Below are 17,648 nucleotides of genomic sequence, written 5' to 3' on the forward strand. Positions count from 1 at the left end.
GATTGTTATCCAATCAGGAGTTGCGTTAGGTAGCTCGTAGGCCTGAGGGCAATAGGATAAAATCTTTTATTTTGACGCTTTTATAACAGTGATAAGGTGGAAAGTAAGAGTAGAACGCTAGTTGTAGATTTTTTCATAAATAGGGAGGAATTAAATATTATTACTTCGTATCAGTTTATTAAAGATGGTAATCAAATCAGGAGCTTGTGATTAACAACAGCTCATTGCCAGAATGGCGCCTAGGTTAACCGTCTTTTACAACGTGATAGTCGATGGCATGTTAAGTTTATTTTTTATTATCTGTTTAGGTTGTTAAAGCTCTTTTTGATTGAAAGTCTGTTTCTTAATAAGCCGTTGTTGTTTGTATTTTAGGTTTATACAGATAATGGAGTAGCAAGCTGATGGATGGCGGAAGAGTCAGTCCGATGATATTAAATAATATTTATAGTCATGACATTACAATGCTCTTTTAAGTTAAAAGCGAGCCCCTGCGGTTCGCTTTTTTTATGTTGATAGAAAATAACTCATAGAACTATTTTGTTAATACCAATTGGATTAAGTATGTGATCTAAATTTTGCGCAGGAAAAATGGCTTAATTTGAGGCGTAAGTTGATGTAAATGGTTGCTCCCTTTACGAAACTTACAACAAAAAAGTAAGTTATTTTAACTAGAAAAATAGATCAGCCATTTACTCCGGCGGGTATAACCATTTGATTTTATGTTGTAAATTATCTCCGTTATCTCTTTCGATAAATATAACCGTATTTCCCCACAATTAATTCTTCGGTTTTTGGCTTGATGTTGCTGCCACTCTGTATTACTTCTAATAATTTATTCATTATTTATAACAAAAAATTTCAATTAGTTATTACTTTTATGGCGTAAATCCAGACGGCTTTTATGTTAACATGCTGTTCAATTATTGTTGTTGCAGGGAAATATATGTCAATTAGTGATCGCAGTGCGCTTATAAAAGCGCAATTACAAAAACAGATTCTTCTTATTGATGGTGGCATGGGCACCATGATCCAAGATTATAAATTTGCAGAAGAAGATTATCGTGGTGAACGCTTTGCTGATTGGCCCTGTGATGTTAAGGGAAATAACGATCTTCTCGTCTTGTCGCAACCTGATGTAATTGCAGACATTCACCGACAATATCTTGATGCCGGTGCAGATATTTTGGAAACAAACACCTTTAATGCTACGACGATTGCGATGGCTGATTATGAGATGGAATCTCTTTCGGCTGAAATTAATCGTGAAGCCGCACGTATCGCTCGCCAAGTGGCAGACCAAAAAACAGCAGAAACGCCAGAGCGGCCGCGCTTTGTCGCTGGCGTACTTGGGCCTACAAATCGCACTTGTTCTATCTCTCCCGATGTTAATGACCCCGGTTTTCGTAATGTTAGCTTTGATGAGTTAGTCGTTGCTTATACTGAATCGACACTGGCGTTAATTGAGGGGGGGTGTGATCTGCTGTTAGTGGAAACCATTTTTGATACCCTTAATGCCAAAGCGGCTGTTTTTGCGATTAGTGGTGTTTTTGAAAAGATAGGTTATAAATTACCAGTAATGATCTCTGGGACGATTACCGATGCCTCTGGACGCACGCTTTCTGGGCAAACGACAGAAGCTTTTTACAACTCATTACGTCATATTGAACCTCTCTCATTTGGCTTGAATTGCGCTTTAGGGCCCGATGAATTGCGCCAGTATGTGCAAGAAATGTCTCGCATCTCAGAAACCTACGTGTCGGCACACCCTAATGCAGGTTTACCTAATGCCTTCGGTGAATATGATTTAGAAGCTGATGAAATGGCTGAGCATATTAAAGAGTGGGCTGAAAGTGGTTTTTTAAATCTAGTCGGTGGTTGTTGTGGTACGACTCCTGCGCATATTAAAGCAATGGCTGATGCGGTTGCAGGTGTCAAGCCTCGCGAAATTCCTGAAATTGAAGTTGCTTGTCGTTTAAGTGGTTTAGAAGCATTAACCATTAAAAAGAGTTCATTATTTCAAAATGTGGGTGAACGGACCAATGTGACCGGTTCGGCACGTTTTAAGCGTTTAATCAAAGATGAACTCTATGATGAAGCGTTAGAGGTTGCGCTACAGCAAGTGGTTGCGGGTGCTGATATTATTGATATCAACATGGATGAAGCGATGCTTGATTCATTGTATGCGATGCAGCGTTTCCTTAATTTATGTGCTTCTGAGCCAGATATTTCTCGTGTACCCATTATGGTCGATTCGTCAAAATGGGAAATATTAGAAGCGGGTTTAAAGTGTGTGCAAGGTAAAGGAATTGTCAACTCCATTAGTATGAAAGAGGGGGTTGATAAGTTTATCGAACAGGCAACATTGATACGTCGTTATGGTTTTGCTGTGATTGTCATGGCCTTTGATGAAGTGGGGCAGGCCGATACGCGTGCTCGTAAATTTGAAATTTGTCAGCGCTCCTATGATATTTTGGTGAATCAAGTTGGTTTCCCGCCTGAAGATATTATTTTCGATCCTAATATATTCGCCGTAGCGACTGGGATTGAAGAACATAATAATTATGCCGTTGATTTTATCGAAGCGGTTAAGGATATTAAAGATAACCTGCCCCATGCGATGATTTCCGGTGGTGTTTCGAATGTCTCTTTCTCATTCCGTGGTAATAATCCGGTGCGTGAGGCTATTCATGCCGTCTTCCTTTACTACTGTTGTAAAAACGGGATGGATATGGGGATCGTTAATGCTGAGCAGTTAGCAATTTATGATGATATTCCCAAAGAGTTAAAAGATGCCGTTGAAGCAGTGGTGCTTAATACTAGCCCCGATGCTACCGATGCACTACTCGACATTGCTGAAAAATATCGAGATTCCGGTGTCGAAAAAGTGGACGATGGCAAGGCGTTAGAGTGGCGTACACTCCCTGTTAATGAACGTATTGCCCATGCCCTAGTCAAAGGGATCACTGAATTCATCGAACAAGATACCGAAGAAGCTCGTCTCTCGTTTGCTATGCCGATTGAGGTTATTGAAGGTCCTTTGATGGATGGCATGAATATTGTGGGGGATTTATTCGGTGCGGGTAAAATGTTCCTCCCTCAGGTTGTTAAATCCGCTCGCGTAATGAAACAAGCGGTTGCCTACCTCAATCCCTATATTGAATTGACTAAACAGGCTGGAGAGAGTAACGGTAAAATAGTCATGGCAACGGTCAAAGGCGATGTCCACGATATTGGTAAAAATATTGTGGGGGTTATTTTGCAGTGTAATAACTATGAGATCATTGACTTGGGTGTGATGGTGCCGACGGACAAAATAATCAAAACGGCGATCGCGGAAAATGCCGATATTATTGGATTGTCGGGCTTGATCACTCCTTCTCTTGATGAAATGGTTTATGTTGCCAAAGAGATGCAACGTCAAGGATTAACATTACCTCTACTCATTGGTGGTGCAACAACTTCCAAAGCCCATACCGCAGTGAAAATAGAGCAAAATTATGACCACCCTGTTGTCTATGTTTCGAATGCTTCGCGAGCAGTAGGGGTATGTCAAAAGCTATTAACGCCGAAACATAAAGAAGAGTTTGTTGCCAAATTAGATGAAGATTATCGCCGTGTACGCGAGCAGCATGCAAATAAACGGCCACGTAGTGCGCCTATTTCACTACAACGCGCGCGTGCCAATAGCGCTAAAATTGATTGGGCAAATTACCAACCACCTGTACCGAATAAACTTGGTGTACAAGTGATCACTAAAATGCCGATCGCGGTACTGCGTGACTATATTGACTGGACACCTTTCTTTATGACTTGGGGCTTAGCGGGAAAATATCCGCGTATTCTACAGGATGACGTTGTTGGTGAAGAGGCTACGCGTCTGTTTAACGATGCGTTAGCGATGTTAGATACTATTGCACAACAAGGTGAGATTTCTGCGAGTGGTATTGTTGGTATTTTTCCTGCCAATAGTAATGGTGACAGTATTGAAATATATAGTGATGAATCGCGTCGTGAAATATTACAGGTGAGTCATCAATTACGTCAACAAAACGAGAAAAAACCGCCTTTTGTTAATCACTGTTTAGCTGACTATATTGCGCCAAAATCATCGGGTATCGCCGATTACTTTGCAGCCTTTGCCGTAACCGGGGGGATAGGTGAAAAAGAGGTGGCGAATCGTTATAAAGAAGCACATGACGATTACAATGCAATTTTAGTACAAGCGGTCTGCGATCGCTTAGCCGAAGCATTTGCCGAGTATTTGCATCAAAAAACGCGCAAAGAGTACTGGGGCTTTGCTGCCGATGAGACTTTGCAAAACGATGATTTAATTAGAGAAAAATACCAGGGAATTAGGCCCGCGCCTGGTTACCCTGCTTGCCCTGAACACAGTGAAAAGCAGGTTATTTGGGATCTGCTTGATGTTGAGGAGCAGATCGGTATGCAGTTAACCTCCAGTTATGCGATGTATCCGGGAGCGGCTGTATCTGGGTGGATATTCTCGCATCCAGAGAGTAAATATTTTGCAGTTGCACAAATCCAGCAGGATCAACTTGAAGATTATGCGACTCGTAAAGGTTGGGATTTGGCGACCGCTGAACGTTGGCTTGGTCCTAATTTATCGTAAAGATTAAACTTCGATTTAGCTACGCTTACTTATCGACAGTAAGCGTAGCTTTGTTGTTATACCCATACTACTTCGTTAATTTCCCTTATCGCCTTTGCTGTTTAATCATTTCTCGACAAATTTTAGAATTATCCTTCCCTTATTGAGTTGACCTCTTTATCATTAACGATCCATTTTTTAGAGTTGAGTAGACAAATGCCCAAGATAACCGCGCAAGATATTTCTACAAGTTTTGGTCGTAATATTATTGACCGTGGCACACGCTATTTTAAAGAGAGCCGAGTGTTATCTTGTGAGTATGATGAAGTATCTAATAAATTAAGTGGTTATGTAAAAGGCAGCTCAGAAACTCCATACCAAACCAGCGCATCGATTAAGCCATCTAACAAAGGTGGTTTCATTATTCATAGTAATTGCACCTGCCCGGTGGGGTGGAATTGTAAACATGCTGTTGCTCTATTGTTGGCCTACCAAGCAGATACGCCCAATTATAATATTGAAAATAGTTACCAAACTTGGTTTGAAGTGCTGCAGCAACAATTACAGAAAAAACAGAAGAAAAGTGACCCCAGTGCCTACGAAGGCTATTTTCGCCTCTCCTTTAATAAAAATAGTTATAACCATAAATTCCAATATTTGCAGGTTGAGTATGGTGCGGCTCGTTTTTTAAAAAGTGAAGATGCGCTGGTTTTTACAGAAAAAGATCTCGTTGCCGTAGCCGAAAATGAATTATGGATGGAGAGTTATAAATGGGTGACTGCCGAAGATGTTAGTATCTTACAGCTGCTGTTGGCGAAAGAAGGTCGCGTCACTAAACTCGCCAAAACAACCATTTTTAATGAGCATGACCAGCTTGCTTTACAAAAAATATTAGCAACAGGACGCTGTTTTTGGGAAGATATTTCCCTTCCTTTAACTAAGGCCGTAAAAAAATCACTTTCATTACAATGGCTTGAAAAGGATGATGAGTTAAAACAACTACAAGTTTCATTACAGGATAGCCTGCATTGGTTACTGATCCCCACGCCTACCCCTTATTTTATTGATACTGATAGTGGAGAAGTCGGTGAAATAGAGAGCGAGTTTGACCGGGACTGGATTTTATCACTTTTACAAACGCCACCTTTAGCCGCGAAACAATGTCAGCATTTTACAGAAAAAGTATCGTTGCGTTTTCCGCAAGCCATTTTTCCAAATCCGATCATTTATCCGACACATACTATTAATGATAAGTTACAGGTGGTCTTTTCTCTGAGCGATAAACAGATCAAAGGTCAGTCACTATTCATTGCCCGTTTAACATTTCATTACGGTGATTTAACGCTTGATCCTGATGTACTCAGTGAGCCTTCGCGTAACCAGTTTATGCTAAACAATGAAATTGTCACAATATCGAGAGACCTTGCTTATGAAACCGAGGCGTTGCGGCAGTTTGATAATTTGTGTTTATTGGATCTGCGGATGTACGATTCCAGTCAACCTGCAACGACCGCCATGCTTGGCATTTTACCTCCAGAATTAGGGGAACTCAGCAGTTTCAGTGGCTATCTTTACTCACCGCCCATAAAGCACGACTAGAGGTACTCGGGTGGCGTTTTGACATTGCACCAGAGTTGGCATTAGAGAGTGAGCAGATTGACAGTATTGATATTGCCGTTGAAGAGCAGGGGCATTGGTTTGACCTTGGGGTATCAATTGAAATAGAAGGTCAACGTATCGAGTTATTGCCGCTATTATTAGAGTGGTTACGTAATAATGAAGATTGGCAACAACATGATCACGATATTCTTTTGGCGCAGGCCAACGGTCGCCCTTTGCGAGTCAAACGAGAATCGATTCAGCCTATTCTCTCTATTTTGCAAGAGCTAGGGGAAGTCAATCATGACACCATTCATCTTCCACAGAGTCAGGCGGCTTTACTAGCACAACTACCGGAAATCAACCGTTGGGTCGGTGGTGAGCATGTTAAGGCGCTGGCGGACAAGTTGAGCAATTTTACGGGTATCAAAGAGGTTGTGCTGCCCGAAGGCTTGCAGGCAACACTGCGAGATTATCAGCTTAGTGGTTTAAATTGGTTGGTATTTTTAAATGAATATGGCTTTTCTGGCGTGCTGGCAGACGATATGGGACTAGGAAAAACTATCCAAACACTAGCCTATCTGCTCTATAAAAAACAGATTCAACAGCTTGAGCAACCTGCATTGGTTATTTGCCCAACGTCACTGGTTGGCAACTGGTTAAATGAGGCGACCAAATTTACGCCTAGTTTGAAGGTGTTGCTTTTGCATGGCGCAGATCGTAAACAATATTTTTCTGCCATTTCGGATTTTGACTTGGTGATAACGACCTATCCCTTAATCGGGCGCGATTTTAGTGAATTAGAGCCATTGCATTTCTCTGATATTATTCTCGATGAAGCGCAAACGATTAAAAATCCATTGGCAAAAATGACCAAAAGTATCAAACAGCTTAACGGCAAGCAGCGACTGTGTTTAACGGGCACACCGATGGAAAATCATTTGGGCGAGCTCTGGTCTCTATTTGACTTTCTAATGCCTGGTTTTCTCGGGACAAATAGTACTTTTAATCGCTTTTATCGCAAAGGGATTGAAGGGGAAGGAAATGTGCAAATACAAAATTGGCTATTGCAAAAAACCCAGCCATTCCTGTTGCGTCGTACTAAAGATGAAGTCGCAAAGGAGTTACCAGCTAAAACGGAAATAGTACATAAAGTTGTCTTACCTAATGACCAGCGCACGCTTTACGAAAGCATCCGTATTACCATGGAAGCTAAAGTACGGGATCTGCTGAAAGAGAAAGGTATGGCACGCAGTCGTATTGAGTTTTTAGATGCTTTATTAAAGTTACGCCAAGCTTGTTGTGACCCGCGCTTAGTGAAGCTTGAACATGCTCAAGGGATTAAGAGTTCCGCTAAATTAGACTTCTTGATGGAAATTGTTCCCGAGATGGTTGAAGAGGGTCGCCGGATTTTGATTTTCTCACAATTTGCCCAAATGTTAGGGTTAATTGAACAATCACTGCAAGAGCGTGGACTCGATTTTGTTAAATTAACCGGACAAACTCGTAATCGCAGTGAAATTATTGATAAGTTTCAAGCTGGTGAAGTACCTATCTTTCTTATCTCCTTAAAAGCGGGGGGGGTGGGGCTGAATCTAACGGCCGCAGATACTGTTATTCACTATGATCCTTGGTGGAACCCTGCTGTTGAAAATCAAGCAACCGATAGGGCTTATCGTATCGGCCAAGATAAACCCGTTTTTGTTTATAAGTTGATTTGTGAGCATACCGTAGAAGAGCGGGTTTTGGCTCTACAAGCACATAAGCAAAAACTCGCTGATAGTATTTATGGTCTTGATAAAGAAGATAAACTTATCCCTGACAATAGCGATGCCCTATTGAAACTATTTGAGCGTTATTGAGCGTCTTCTAGTTTGTCTTGCTTAATCAGCTTTAAAAATAGCGGCGTGACCTCTTTATAGAGAGGATCCATTTTTATCATGCTGCTATTTTTGTTCATTTTGCCGATGCATTTCATGGTCGGACGAAAAATCAATTGATAATATTTGTCGTCTTGCTCGACACAAAACTCATCATCAATATAGAGATGATCGTTTTTCTTAGTGTAGGTATCAAAAATATCGACCAGTGCCTTCATACTGGAGCCAGAGACTTTATGCTGAGCCAAGGTCATTCCCGCAGCGTTAGAGAGAATTATTTCAAAGGGATTGGAGCGATAAGCTAAAACACTATAGATTTTGCGTAATTGTTGTGAAGTTGGTTTACAGGCTGTGTGGATTTTACCATCAATACAAAAGCGAACTAATTGCTCTTTAGCCATAAAAGCTATCATATCGGTATCGATTATGGAGTGCTCTTGGCCAATAAAATCGGGTAACAGTTTTAATACATCAAGGTGATTTTTACGTTTAAAGCAGTTGCTACGATCTAGGTGTAACAAACGACCATCGGGAAGAATATATCCAGCTTCGTTTATATTATTGGTGATACCTAATAAGGCTATCAATTTATCCGTATCATTTTCGGGTATGGTTGCATGGTCATCTGTTGTCATTATCATCTTCTCAGCGGTTAATACTAATGTCTGATAACGGAATAGTACTGCAAGCTAATACATAGCCTTGCTCTATCTCTGTGTCCGTTAACCCCTCTTGATTAAGCGTTGTTACCTCTCCTGCAAGTAATTGTACCTTGCAGCGTCCGCATTTTCCGCCTCGACATGAGTGGGGAATATTAATTCCCGCCTGCTCTGCCTGATCTAATAGTAGTTGCTGATTATCACCATGGGCAACAAAATCGGAGCCTTGAAAATGAATATTGAGCTCTTTTTTGTTATTAACAGCATTATCCTTTAAGGAGCTATAGAAAGGAGCGGCCTGCGTGGCTAATACTTTTACTTCATCGCCTGCGCGAATCATACCGCTATTCAAAGGAATAAGGTTTTGACCGAAGTCGATATCGCCTTGGTGGTAGCGAAATGTGGATAATGTCGCCAATGGTTCATTGTCCGCTGAGTGACCGGTTTTAGGGTCAACATTGGTAAAGGGGCAGCGTGAGCAGGGTTTACTAACCTCAAATTCTACCTCGCCGATTTTAATACGAGCCCAACTATCTTCAACAAAGGGGAAATCCCCTTTCACAACAATATTAGGACGAAAATGTAATGCTGTAACTGGTTTTTGTAAACGAGCATTGAGTTGCTCAACGGAGGCTTGGTTGACCAGTAATAGTGGATAACCATCGGCAAAAGAGACAGAGGTTTCACGGTTTTTTACTAATCGTCTGGTCTGCTCCGAAAAGAACAGTAATTGGCAAGGTTGTTGTAAATATTCAGAAAACCATTGATCGTAACGAACATTACAATGTTGCGCCTGGACATGATCGGACCAAATTTGAGCTCGTTGCATTTTGTCATCAAAGTCATCGGGGGTGATGACTAAGTTTTCCATGTTTGCTGCCGAGACCAGCAATGATTGTCGAGTAAATTGTATGGTTATTTGTGTGAGCTGAGGGTGGGTACGTCCAGTGATAAATTGGCCTTGCAGATCGACTAGCATATAGCGACGATCAAAGCAAAGTCCAGACTCTTCAACCTCTGCTGCAGGTTGACTGATCGCTTTTACCGATTTAATTGGATAAATATAGATGTCAGTGAGAGTCTGCAAGCTTTATTCCTTTGATCAATGAGTTATTGAGTTCGTTCTGCTAAGTAGCCTTTATAGTCTGGAATGCGCGTTTGGTAACTGTTGTTCATATGTATTGAATCTAGGATAAAGTCCGCGGTCGATATATTTGTCGCAACAGGAATATTCCAGACCGTTGCTAAACGGAGTAGGGCTTTCACATCAGGGTCATGTGGGACTGCATTCATTGGATCCCAGAAGAAAATTAACAAATCAATTTCACCTTCTGCTATTTTCGCGCCAAGTTGTTGGTCTCCCCCCATTGGCCCGGAAAATAGGCATTTAATGGGTAAACCTAGCTCTTTAGACAATAGGCTACCTGTTGTGCCAGTTGCATAGAGGTGGTGTGATTTTAGTATATCAATTCGTCTGCCTGACCATGCTAAAAGTTGTGTCTTCATATTATCATGTGCAACCAAGGCAACATTTTTATGCTTGGCAAGTTCGCGTGTTGTGTATTCCATTGTTATTCCTTTAGGGTTCTCAAGTGACATATCATCTGGTATTTGCCATTAAATCTCAAATCTATTTTTAGATTTTTTTACTAAAAAAGTCAGTTAACAGCTAAAGGTCGATGAGGAGGTAGAGAAGGTTTGTGCTAATCTCGATAAAGTCGTACAAAAAAACAGCGTAAAATATGCAGGTTGTTGCTCTTCAATAGATTTTTATTTTACTTTTATTGGGGTTGTATTGTTGTAAATCGACTTAATGCGTACTACGAATTAAGTCGATTTGCAACAATATAAGATCAGATAACGTGCAAAATGTGAGCTATGTAGAGCTTATTTAAGTTAGTGGAAATGTTTACATATAGTGCTGGTAATCGATTGATTCTAGATCATATAATCAAGTGGTACTTTAGTATTACGTATCATTAAAATGAATACTGTCGTGTCTCCAACGCCTTAAGTGAGCTTATTTACGAGCTAAGATAGTGAAGAAGTTATAGATCAATTAGTTTACAGTTATTAATTGGAAGCGATTACTTCTCTGTTATCCTAGTCGGTGCTCAAATATTATCCTTACTAATTGTAGTTGGAATTTAGGAACGAATTACAGAATTTAATGGAACCGATAGTATTTGCTAATACTTAATATCTATACCAATAAACTGATGAATTTTTTATAAATTAGGACCATTCATCCTCAACCATTAGGATCTGTTTTATGACGAACAATACTGATAGACATATTAGTCACCTTACTAAAGATACTTACGCATTAATTCTCGCTGGTGGTCGTGGTAGTCGATTGTTTGAATTAACAGATGAGCGTGCCAAACCTGCCGTCTATTTTGGTGGTAAGTTCCGTATCATCGATTTCCCGTTATCAAACTGTATCAACTCTGGTATTAACCGTGTTGGTGTCGCCACACAATATAAGTCACACTCTTTAATCCGACACATTAATTGTGGTTGGGGAAGTTTCAAAGCAAATTTATCTGAATTTGTGGAGATATTGCCTGCGTCACAACGTTATGGTGATGATTGGTATATGGGTACTGCCGACGCCGTTTATCAAAATATGGATATCATTCTGACTGAGCGCCCTAAGTATATTTTGATTTTATCCGGTGACCATGTTTACCGAATGGATTATGGCCCTCTGATTGCTCAACATGTTGCCAATAATGCCGATATGACAGTGTGCTGTCTTGAAGTGCCAACACAAGAGGCGGCGGGTAGTTTCGGTGTAATGACCGTTAATGATGAAGGGCGAATAGTTGCCTTTGATGAAAAGCCTGCTAATCCGAATGACATACCGAATAAGCCGGGTCAGTGTCTAGCTTCAATGGGTAATTATCTATTTAATACAGACTTTTTATTCGACCATCTATTGAAAGATCGTGAAAATGACGATTCCACGCGTGATTTTGGACATGATATTATTCCGTCTATTATTAAACACAATAATATTTTTGCTTATGCATTTAAAGATCCCGACAGTGATAACCAGCCTTATTGGCGTGATGTGGGTACACTAGATTCCTTTTGGGAAGCTAATATGGAGCTAGTTGCACCAGCCCCTCAGCTTGATTTATACGATACATCTTGGCCTATTTGGACCTATCAACAGCAGTTACCACCGGCAAAATTTATCTTTGATAATGACGAACGTCGTGGTATGGCGGTTGACTCAACGGTATCAGGTGGTTGTATTATCTCTGGTTCAACGGTGCGTAAATCATTGTTATATTCAAGTGTTCATACGCACTCTCATAGTGTCATTGAAGAGTCGGTGATCTTGCATGGCAGCGATGTGGGCGAGTATTGTAAATTAAAACGCGTTATCGTTGATAGTAACTGTAAGATCCCTGCCGGATTGACTATCGGTTACGATAGAGAGCAAGATATAGCGAATGGTTTCCGTGTTACGGATAAAGGTATTACGTTGGTTACTCGCCATATGTTAAAAGCATTAACGAAAAAAACACAATAATATCAAGTTAGCCATTAACCCCATTCATTTTTGTGGGTTGTGAACAGTTGAAATAGAATCAGGGTAACTCTGTTTACCCTGATTTTTTTTTATTAGTTGCTTTTTAAACGATTCCCTAGGCGATAAAAAAGCAGTGCGAAAAAAAGTAAAGCACATCCTAGCACCTTGTTAATCGGCATTGATTCTTCATAAATCAGCACACTTAATAATAAAGTCCAAATGGGTTCAAGTAACATCAGAATAGCCGCATTGGCTGGTGTTGCATGCTTTTGCCCAACGGTTTGCATTAAATAACGTAAACTGGTTGCAAGTAATACACTCAGCGCGAACCATTGCCACGTAATCAGGCTCACCTGCGTGGGTATCGTTTCAAACAATAACGATAATAATATGCCCAATATGCCACCGACAAATAACTGTAAGGTCGTTAGTAACATGGGAGGTAATTTCGAAGAGTACTTACTATTAAAGTTGAAATGCAGGGCTAACCCAAAGGCGGAGATTAAGTACCAAAATTGACTGCGAGAGACCACCCATTGGCCATTCCAAGAGAGTAAAAATAAGCCGATAATAGCGATGGGTAGTGATATCCAAAAGAGGCGGGCAGGTTTAGTGCCAAAAAGAGGCCAAGCGAGTAATGGAACCAAGAGCATGGATAAGCTCATGATAAAAGCGCCTTCTCCTAGTGTATCACTAATGGAGATAGCATATATCCAGCAGAAAATAGCTCCTCCCAGAAGAACGCCAACTCGCATTGCTTTAAAACAATCTGACCAGGAGGCTTCTTTTAATGCTTTAATACAAAATGGGAGTAAACAGAGTGATGCTAACAAAAAACGCATGCCAATAAAGCCAAAGGGGGGTAAACCTTGAATAGCTTGTTTAGAAAATACCCAGCCAGCCGCTGCGAGTAAAGTGGTGGCAACTAAAATCAGTTCAGCTTGTCGATTAGAGTTCATTGATAGACCTATAGGATGGGGAAGTCTGATCCTTATTAACTTTGTAGATAGTCCTTTAGTGAGTTGCAGGCACAATATACTAATGGCGCATAAAAACAAGCCAATATTATCAATAAATAAGCAGAAAAAATGAGAGGCGTTGTAGCTATGGCTGTATTTTTGTTACTGGCTAGCAACAAATATTATCGTTGATATTCACAAAGAGATAGCTGGCGTTATATTTCGTCATGCTAGTTTATGCCTCTGGTGTTTGCAGATAAATTTTAACTCGGTTTTCATAGTTAAGTCGTTTAAAAGCATCTCCCCAGTACTTATTGACTAGGCGATCTATCAAGCCACTTTTTTGGGCGTTTTTTATTGCTAACTCAATAATTTGTTGATATTTCTCACCTGAATTTACACCATTTTTACTGAGGTAGAACTGAAAATCGCGGTTATAAATAAGTACTAATTTACTCTCTATTTGTAAGTCATCATATTCTTCTGCCTCAACAAGTATTTCATTTATCCCCCTTGAAATGTAATTATAATCACGCCCATAGGGGATCATTTTAAAAATAGATTTCCAATTTCCATGCGCCTCTTTATAGAGTAGCTTGTTGGCTTTCCAAACACTGATATCAAACCAATCTTTGCCCATTCCAGCGACAAGCCCCAACTCACGAAATGAATCTAAGTCATCTACTTTGCTGTAAATATTTTGATCGCCATTTTTTATGAGAAGTATACGTTGGCCAATTAAACCCGCCGTTAGCCCAACTTTAATCGGAATGTATTTTTTGTCTTCTTCATCGTGTTCTATTGCCCAATAGATAGATATGAGGCCTTGATCTAAATAACTTTTTATTCTGCGTTGGGGTAATCTCGTACTGATGAGTTGTGGTGTCTGGCCAATTTCTGTAATCGCGGTTTCTAAAAGTTCATGAAAAAATAGATGTAATTGGGGGCTTTCATCGACAATGGGCACATGTAATGTGATTTCGTCGGAATAAGCCTTTGTTATTAAACATGGTAATAACATTATGGAAAAAAATAAGGAATGTATTTTTCTGTAATATAGCTTCAAAATATTTTTACCCGTTAAATAAGGGGCTCGCAGCGTAACATAGATTGTACATTACTGTATTGTAATCTAATTTATGATTTTGTCGTTTGTTCATCTTAAGATATTAGATCTTGATTTGATATTTTAACGAGGCTGAGTTGCGCTTGAATAAAAGAGATGAACGCCTTTAATTTAGCAGATGGGTAGATTAATTGCGGATGAAGTAGATAGATACTTTGCCCATGGATATACTCATTTTCTAATATTTTTTGTAGGCTTCCTGACTGGATCTCTTTATCTACATAATAGTTAGCCACTCGAATGATCCCTTTGCCTGCGATTGCTTGCTGCTTGAGTAAATAATGGTCATTAATTGTTAACCAACCTTTGATCGGAAGTTCGTTTGATTGCAAAGGCCAGCTCTGTGTTTCAACTGCCGATAAACATTCATGTGAAGCGAGCTCGGTTAAATTTTCTGGGATGCCATATTTCGATAAATATTGAGGTGAAGCGCATAAACAGTGTTGGTAGACAAATAACTCTTTTGCGACCATGTTTTGTGGTGGAGACAAGGTTGCACGAAAGGCTAAATCAAAGTCATCTTGGCTTAAATCGTAATTGGTATAACTAGAGTCGATAATAAAATTGATATTTGGATGGATAAGCTTGAACGCATGGCAAATGTCTAAGAGAAAGCGTTCGGTAAACATTTTCGGCGCGGTGATCTTCAATGTGCCTGACAATGCATTATGTTGTTGATGAACATTACGCTCTAAATCCAACATAGTTGCTTTGATTTTTTTACCCTGTTCTAAAATTTTTTCGCCCTCTGGCGTCAGGCGCACTGAACGAGTGGTTCGAACGAGCAAAGGGCATTTGAGTTCTTTTTCTAGTTTTTTTATTTGATCCGATAGATAGCCTCGCGAAATGGATAAATTTTCTGCCGCCTTACTAAAACTAAGTTGCTGTGCCGTCTCAACAAAGAGCATTAAACATTCAATTTTTTTATGTTGCTGCATGGTAACTATCCAAGGAGAAAGAGGGTATTATTTTACGACATAACTAAAAATAACGGTAGATTGTTCTTTATATCTAACAATGTTTTCATTTTTGTCATCTTAAACTTTGTTTATTTACCCATTACAATACCTGACTATTAATATTCCCGTGGAGATGACAATGCAAAACCAACAATCTAAGCTTCCTTTAACGCACTATTTAGCAAACGCGAATTCTATCGCATACGGTTGTATGGGGTTAGGTGGCGAATGGGATCAAAATCCCGTTACACGCGAGAATATTCAACAAGTGCATCAGGTCGTTGATACTGTTTTAGAGGCGGGCATTCATCTCTTCGATCACGCCGATATATACACCTTTGGCAAGGCGGAAAAAGCCTTTGGGCAGGTGCTATTAGAGCGTCCTGATTTACGAGACCGCATTTATATTCAATCTAAGTGTGGCATTCGCTTTGCGGATGAACATGGTCCTAAACGTTATGACTTTTCCAGAGAATGGGTAACGTCTTCGGTTGATAATATTCTCACTCGATTAAATAGCGAATATTTAGATTTGTTAATGCTGCATCGTCCAGATCCCTTAATGGAGTTGGAAGAAATTGCGGACACACTAATAAAGATAAAAAATAGCGGCAAAGTGCGTCACTTTGGTGTCTCGAATATGAACCATCATCAAATCGCTTATCTGCAATCAGCGCTTGATTTTCCTCTCGTTGCCAATCAAATCGAAATTAGTCTGGCTAAATTAGATTGGTTGGAAGATGGCATAATGACTGGCAACCCCGACGGTCGAGACATTAATTTTACTTCGGGCACGTTAGAATATTGCCGTCAACATGGTATGCAGATTCAGTCATGGGGGAGCCTCTGCCAAGGGCTATTTTCGGGTCGAGATGTTTCTAGTCAAGCACAGCATATTCAACAAACAGCTAATTTGGTTGCGCAATTAGCTCATCAATATCAAGTCAGCAATGAGGCTATCGTGCTGGCTTGGTTAATGCGTCACCCTGCAAAAATTCAACCTGTGATTGGTACTACGCATCTTGATAGGATCAAAGCGAGTGCGCAGGCGATGCAGGTAACCCTTAGTAGAGAAGATTGGTACGCTCTGTATGCAACAGCTCGTGGTCAAGAGATGCCATAGGTTAGTTGTAAATGAAGGTAGTGGGTATTTACTTTGATGAATCGAGAAGGGCAGCGTAGAGAGTCACAGTTAGCATTTTTACAATCGGGTCAGGATATTCTCATCGGTGATGCGAAGCAGCTACCTCTTTCGATCGCGCAATTACAGAATAGCAGCATCGATAGTGATTATGTGCGCAATTATTTTTCTGATGGTTTAACGGCGCAGGTCTTTAAACTGCAGGCTGGCGGCTCTGCGTGGACGCTAAAGTTAAAACGTGAGCAGAGCTTAGTTAAAAATGTCGATGGTCAAACCTCTTTCTTAAACGAAGTGCAGCGACGTCGTGATTTTCAGCTGCTGAAAAATGACCAGAGCAAGGCTGCATTTTTCCATCACGTAGTCGATACCGAGTATGCATCCTTTCAGCAGGGAATTCTGTTATCTCCGTGGATTGAGGGAGAAATATTACAGACATTTAATGAACGTGTTTTAACGCAATTATTTAGCACATTAGTACAATTCGAATTACACGGTTTCATGGAGTGGGATCTCTGTCCTGGCAATATTCTCGATGATGGAAAAAGTGTTCACCTATTTGATTTCGGCTACTGTTATCGCTTTGATCCCTTAACTGAATTTAATAGCAATGGCATTAAAGACCCGTTATTTCATTGTGCGGAACGATTAGAGACTCGCAATTTTTTTGCTCATTTATTGAATCTACAATCGACTAGTGGTGAAAATGCAGTGTTCGCTTTATTTGAATTAGAGAAAAGGCTAGCTTTACAGGCATATCAATTTAAATATAGTGAGCTAAAAAGACGAGGGGCAAGTCAAACGATATTGGCTTGGACTCAAGGAATAATCAAGCGTTGGCAAGAGGCGTTGCAATCACGCGTTACCTTAGAAGATTTATTGGTGATAGAAGGGTATCGATCTCATCTTATCGACCTTTACGATGATCTACATGGGCAGTCGTGTACCGAGATGACCTTAAAAAGAGTTGATGTGATTGAGTCTATATTGACTGAGCAGTTTGATTTATTAGTAAAAAACAAAGGTCTCTTTTTTGGTGATGAAGAGAAAACACAGCAGCAGCTATTAGCGAGGGTCAGAGAGCATCGCCAACAGGCAATACAGTTTCAACTTTCAGCACAGAGATAAATTAACATTGCGTTAAAATAGAAAAACCCAGCGACTTGCTGGGTTTTTTA

The 17,648-nt window shown here is 40.2% G+C and carries 12 protein-coding genes; 6 read left to right on the forward strand and 6 right to left on the reverse strand.

Annotated features, from left to right (window positions below):
* Positions 1-943 precede the first annotated feature (943 nt).
* The 3 genes from metH (at position 944) to AB2N10_RS15025 (ending at position 8,067) form a co-directional block, all read left to right on the forward strand.
* Complete coding sequence (gene metH / locus AB2N10_RS15015) at positions 944-4,627, forward strand: methionine synthase (protein WP_354623174.1); 3,684 nt, start codon at positions 944-946, stop codon at positions 4,625-4,627.
* A 195-nt stretch (positions 4,628-4,822) separates the two neighbouring features.
* Complete coding sequence (locus AB2N10_RS15020) at positions 4,823-6,205, forward strand: SWIM zinc finger family protein (protein ID WP_354623175.1); 1,383 nt, start codon at positions 4,823-4,825, stop codon at positions 6,203-6,205.
* Between the two features lie 437 nt (positions 6,206-6,642).
* Positions 6,643-8,067, forward strand: coding sequence for a DEAD/DEAH box helicase (locus tag AB2N10_RS15025; protein WP_369434680.1), 1,425 nt, complete (start codon positions 6,643-6,645; stop codon positions 8,065-8,067).
* On the opposite strand, the gene AB2N10_RS15030 is transcribed toward AB2N10_RS15025, so the two are convergent.
* From AB2N10_RS15030 to AB2N10_RS15040, 3 genes are read right to left on the reverse strand one after another with little or no spacing between them, the layout of a single operon-like run.
* The gene (locus AB2N10_RS15030) at positions 8,061-8,720 is read right to left on the reverse strand and encodes a hypothetical protein (protein ID WP_354623176.1); all 660 of its coding nucleotides are present in this window, start codon (positions 8,718-8,720) and stop codon (positions 8,061-8,063) included. The two genes, AB2N10_RS15025 and AB2N10_RS15030, sit on opposite strands and share 7 nt — an antisense overlap.
* 10 nt (positions 8,721-8,730) lie before the next feature.
* Positions 8,731-9,831 carry a YcbX family protein gene (locus AB2N10_RS15035; protein ID WP_369434037.1) on the reverse strand — a complete coding sequence of 367 codons (1,101 nt, stop codon included), beginning with the start codon at positions 9,829-9,831 and terminating at the stop codon, positions 8,731-8,733.
* Between the two features lie 23 nt (positions 9,832-9,854).
* On the reverse strand, positions 9,855-10,313 hold the full coding sequence (locus tag AB2N10_RS15040; RefSeq protein ID WP_354623179.1) for a methylglyoxal synthase: 459 nt from the start codon (positions 10,311-10,313) through the stop codon (positions 9,855-9,857).
* A gap of 703 nt (positions 10,314-11,016) precedes the next feature.
* Between AB2N10_RS15040 and glgC the strand changes: the two genes are divergently transcribed.
* Positions 11,017-12,288, forward strand: a complete 1,272-nt coding sequence (gene glgC, locus AB2N10_RS15045) for a glucose-1-phosphate adenylyltransferase (RefSeq protein WP_354623180.1) — start codon at positions 11,017-11,019, stop codon at positions 12,286-12,288.
* Between the two features lie 92 nt (positions 12,289-12,380).
* On the opposite strand, the gene AB2N10_RS15050 is transcribed toward glgC, so the two are convergent.
* From AB2N10_RS15050 to AB2N10_RS15060, 3 genes are all read right to left on the reverse strand, one after another.
* Positions 12,381-13,247 (reverse strand): DMT family transporter, encoded by an 867-nt coding sequence (locus tag AB2N10_RS15050; protein ID WP_354623181.1) that lies wholly within the window; start codon positions 13,245-13,247, stop codon positions 12,381-12,383.
* A gap of 235 nt (positions 13,248-13,482) precedes the next feature.
* Complete coding sequence (locus AB2N10_RS15055) at positions 13,483-14,268, reverse strand: hypothetical protein (protein WP_369434038.1); 786 nt, start codon at positions 14,266-14,268, stop codon at positions 13,483-13,485.
* 140 nt (positions 14,269-14,408) lie between these two features.
* Positions 14,409-15,311, reverse strand: a complete 903-nt coding sequence (locus tag AB2N10_RS15060; RefSeq protein WP_369434039.1) for a LysR substrate-binding domain-containing protein — start codon at positions 15,309-15,311, stop codon at positions 14,409-14,411.
* 160 nt (positions 15,312-15,471) lie between these two features.
* Here AB2N10_RS15060 and AB2N10_RS15065 point away from each other — a divergent pair, with 160 nt between their 5' ends.
* Positions 15,472-16,455: an aldo/keto reductase gene (locus AB2N10_RS15065; RefSeq protein ID WP_354623184.1), complete on the forward strand. Its 984-nt coding sequence runs from the start codon at positions 15,472-15,474 to the stop codon at positions 16,453-16,455.
* A gap of 33 nt (positions 16,456-16,488) precedes the next feature.
* Positions 16,489-17,598, forward strand: a complete 1,110-nt coding sequence (locus tag AB2N10_RS15070) for a hypothetical protein (RefSeq protein WP_354623185.1) — start codon at positions 16,489-16,491, stop codon at positions 17,596-17,598.
* The last annotated feature ends 50 nt before the right edge of the window (positions 17,599-17,648 follow it).

Source organism: Psychromonas sp. MME1 (assembly GCF_041080865.1).
Lineage (GTDB): Bacteria > Pseudomonadota > Gammaproteobacteria > Enterobacterales > Psychromonadaceae > Psychromonas.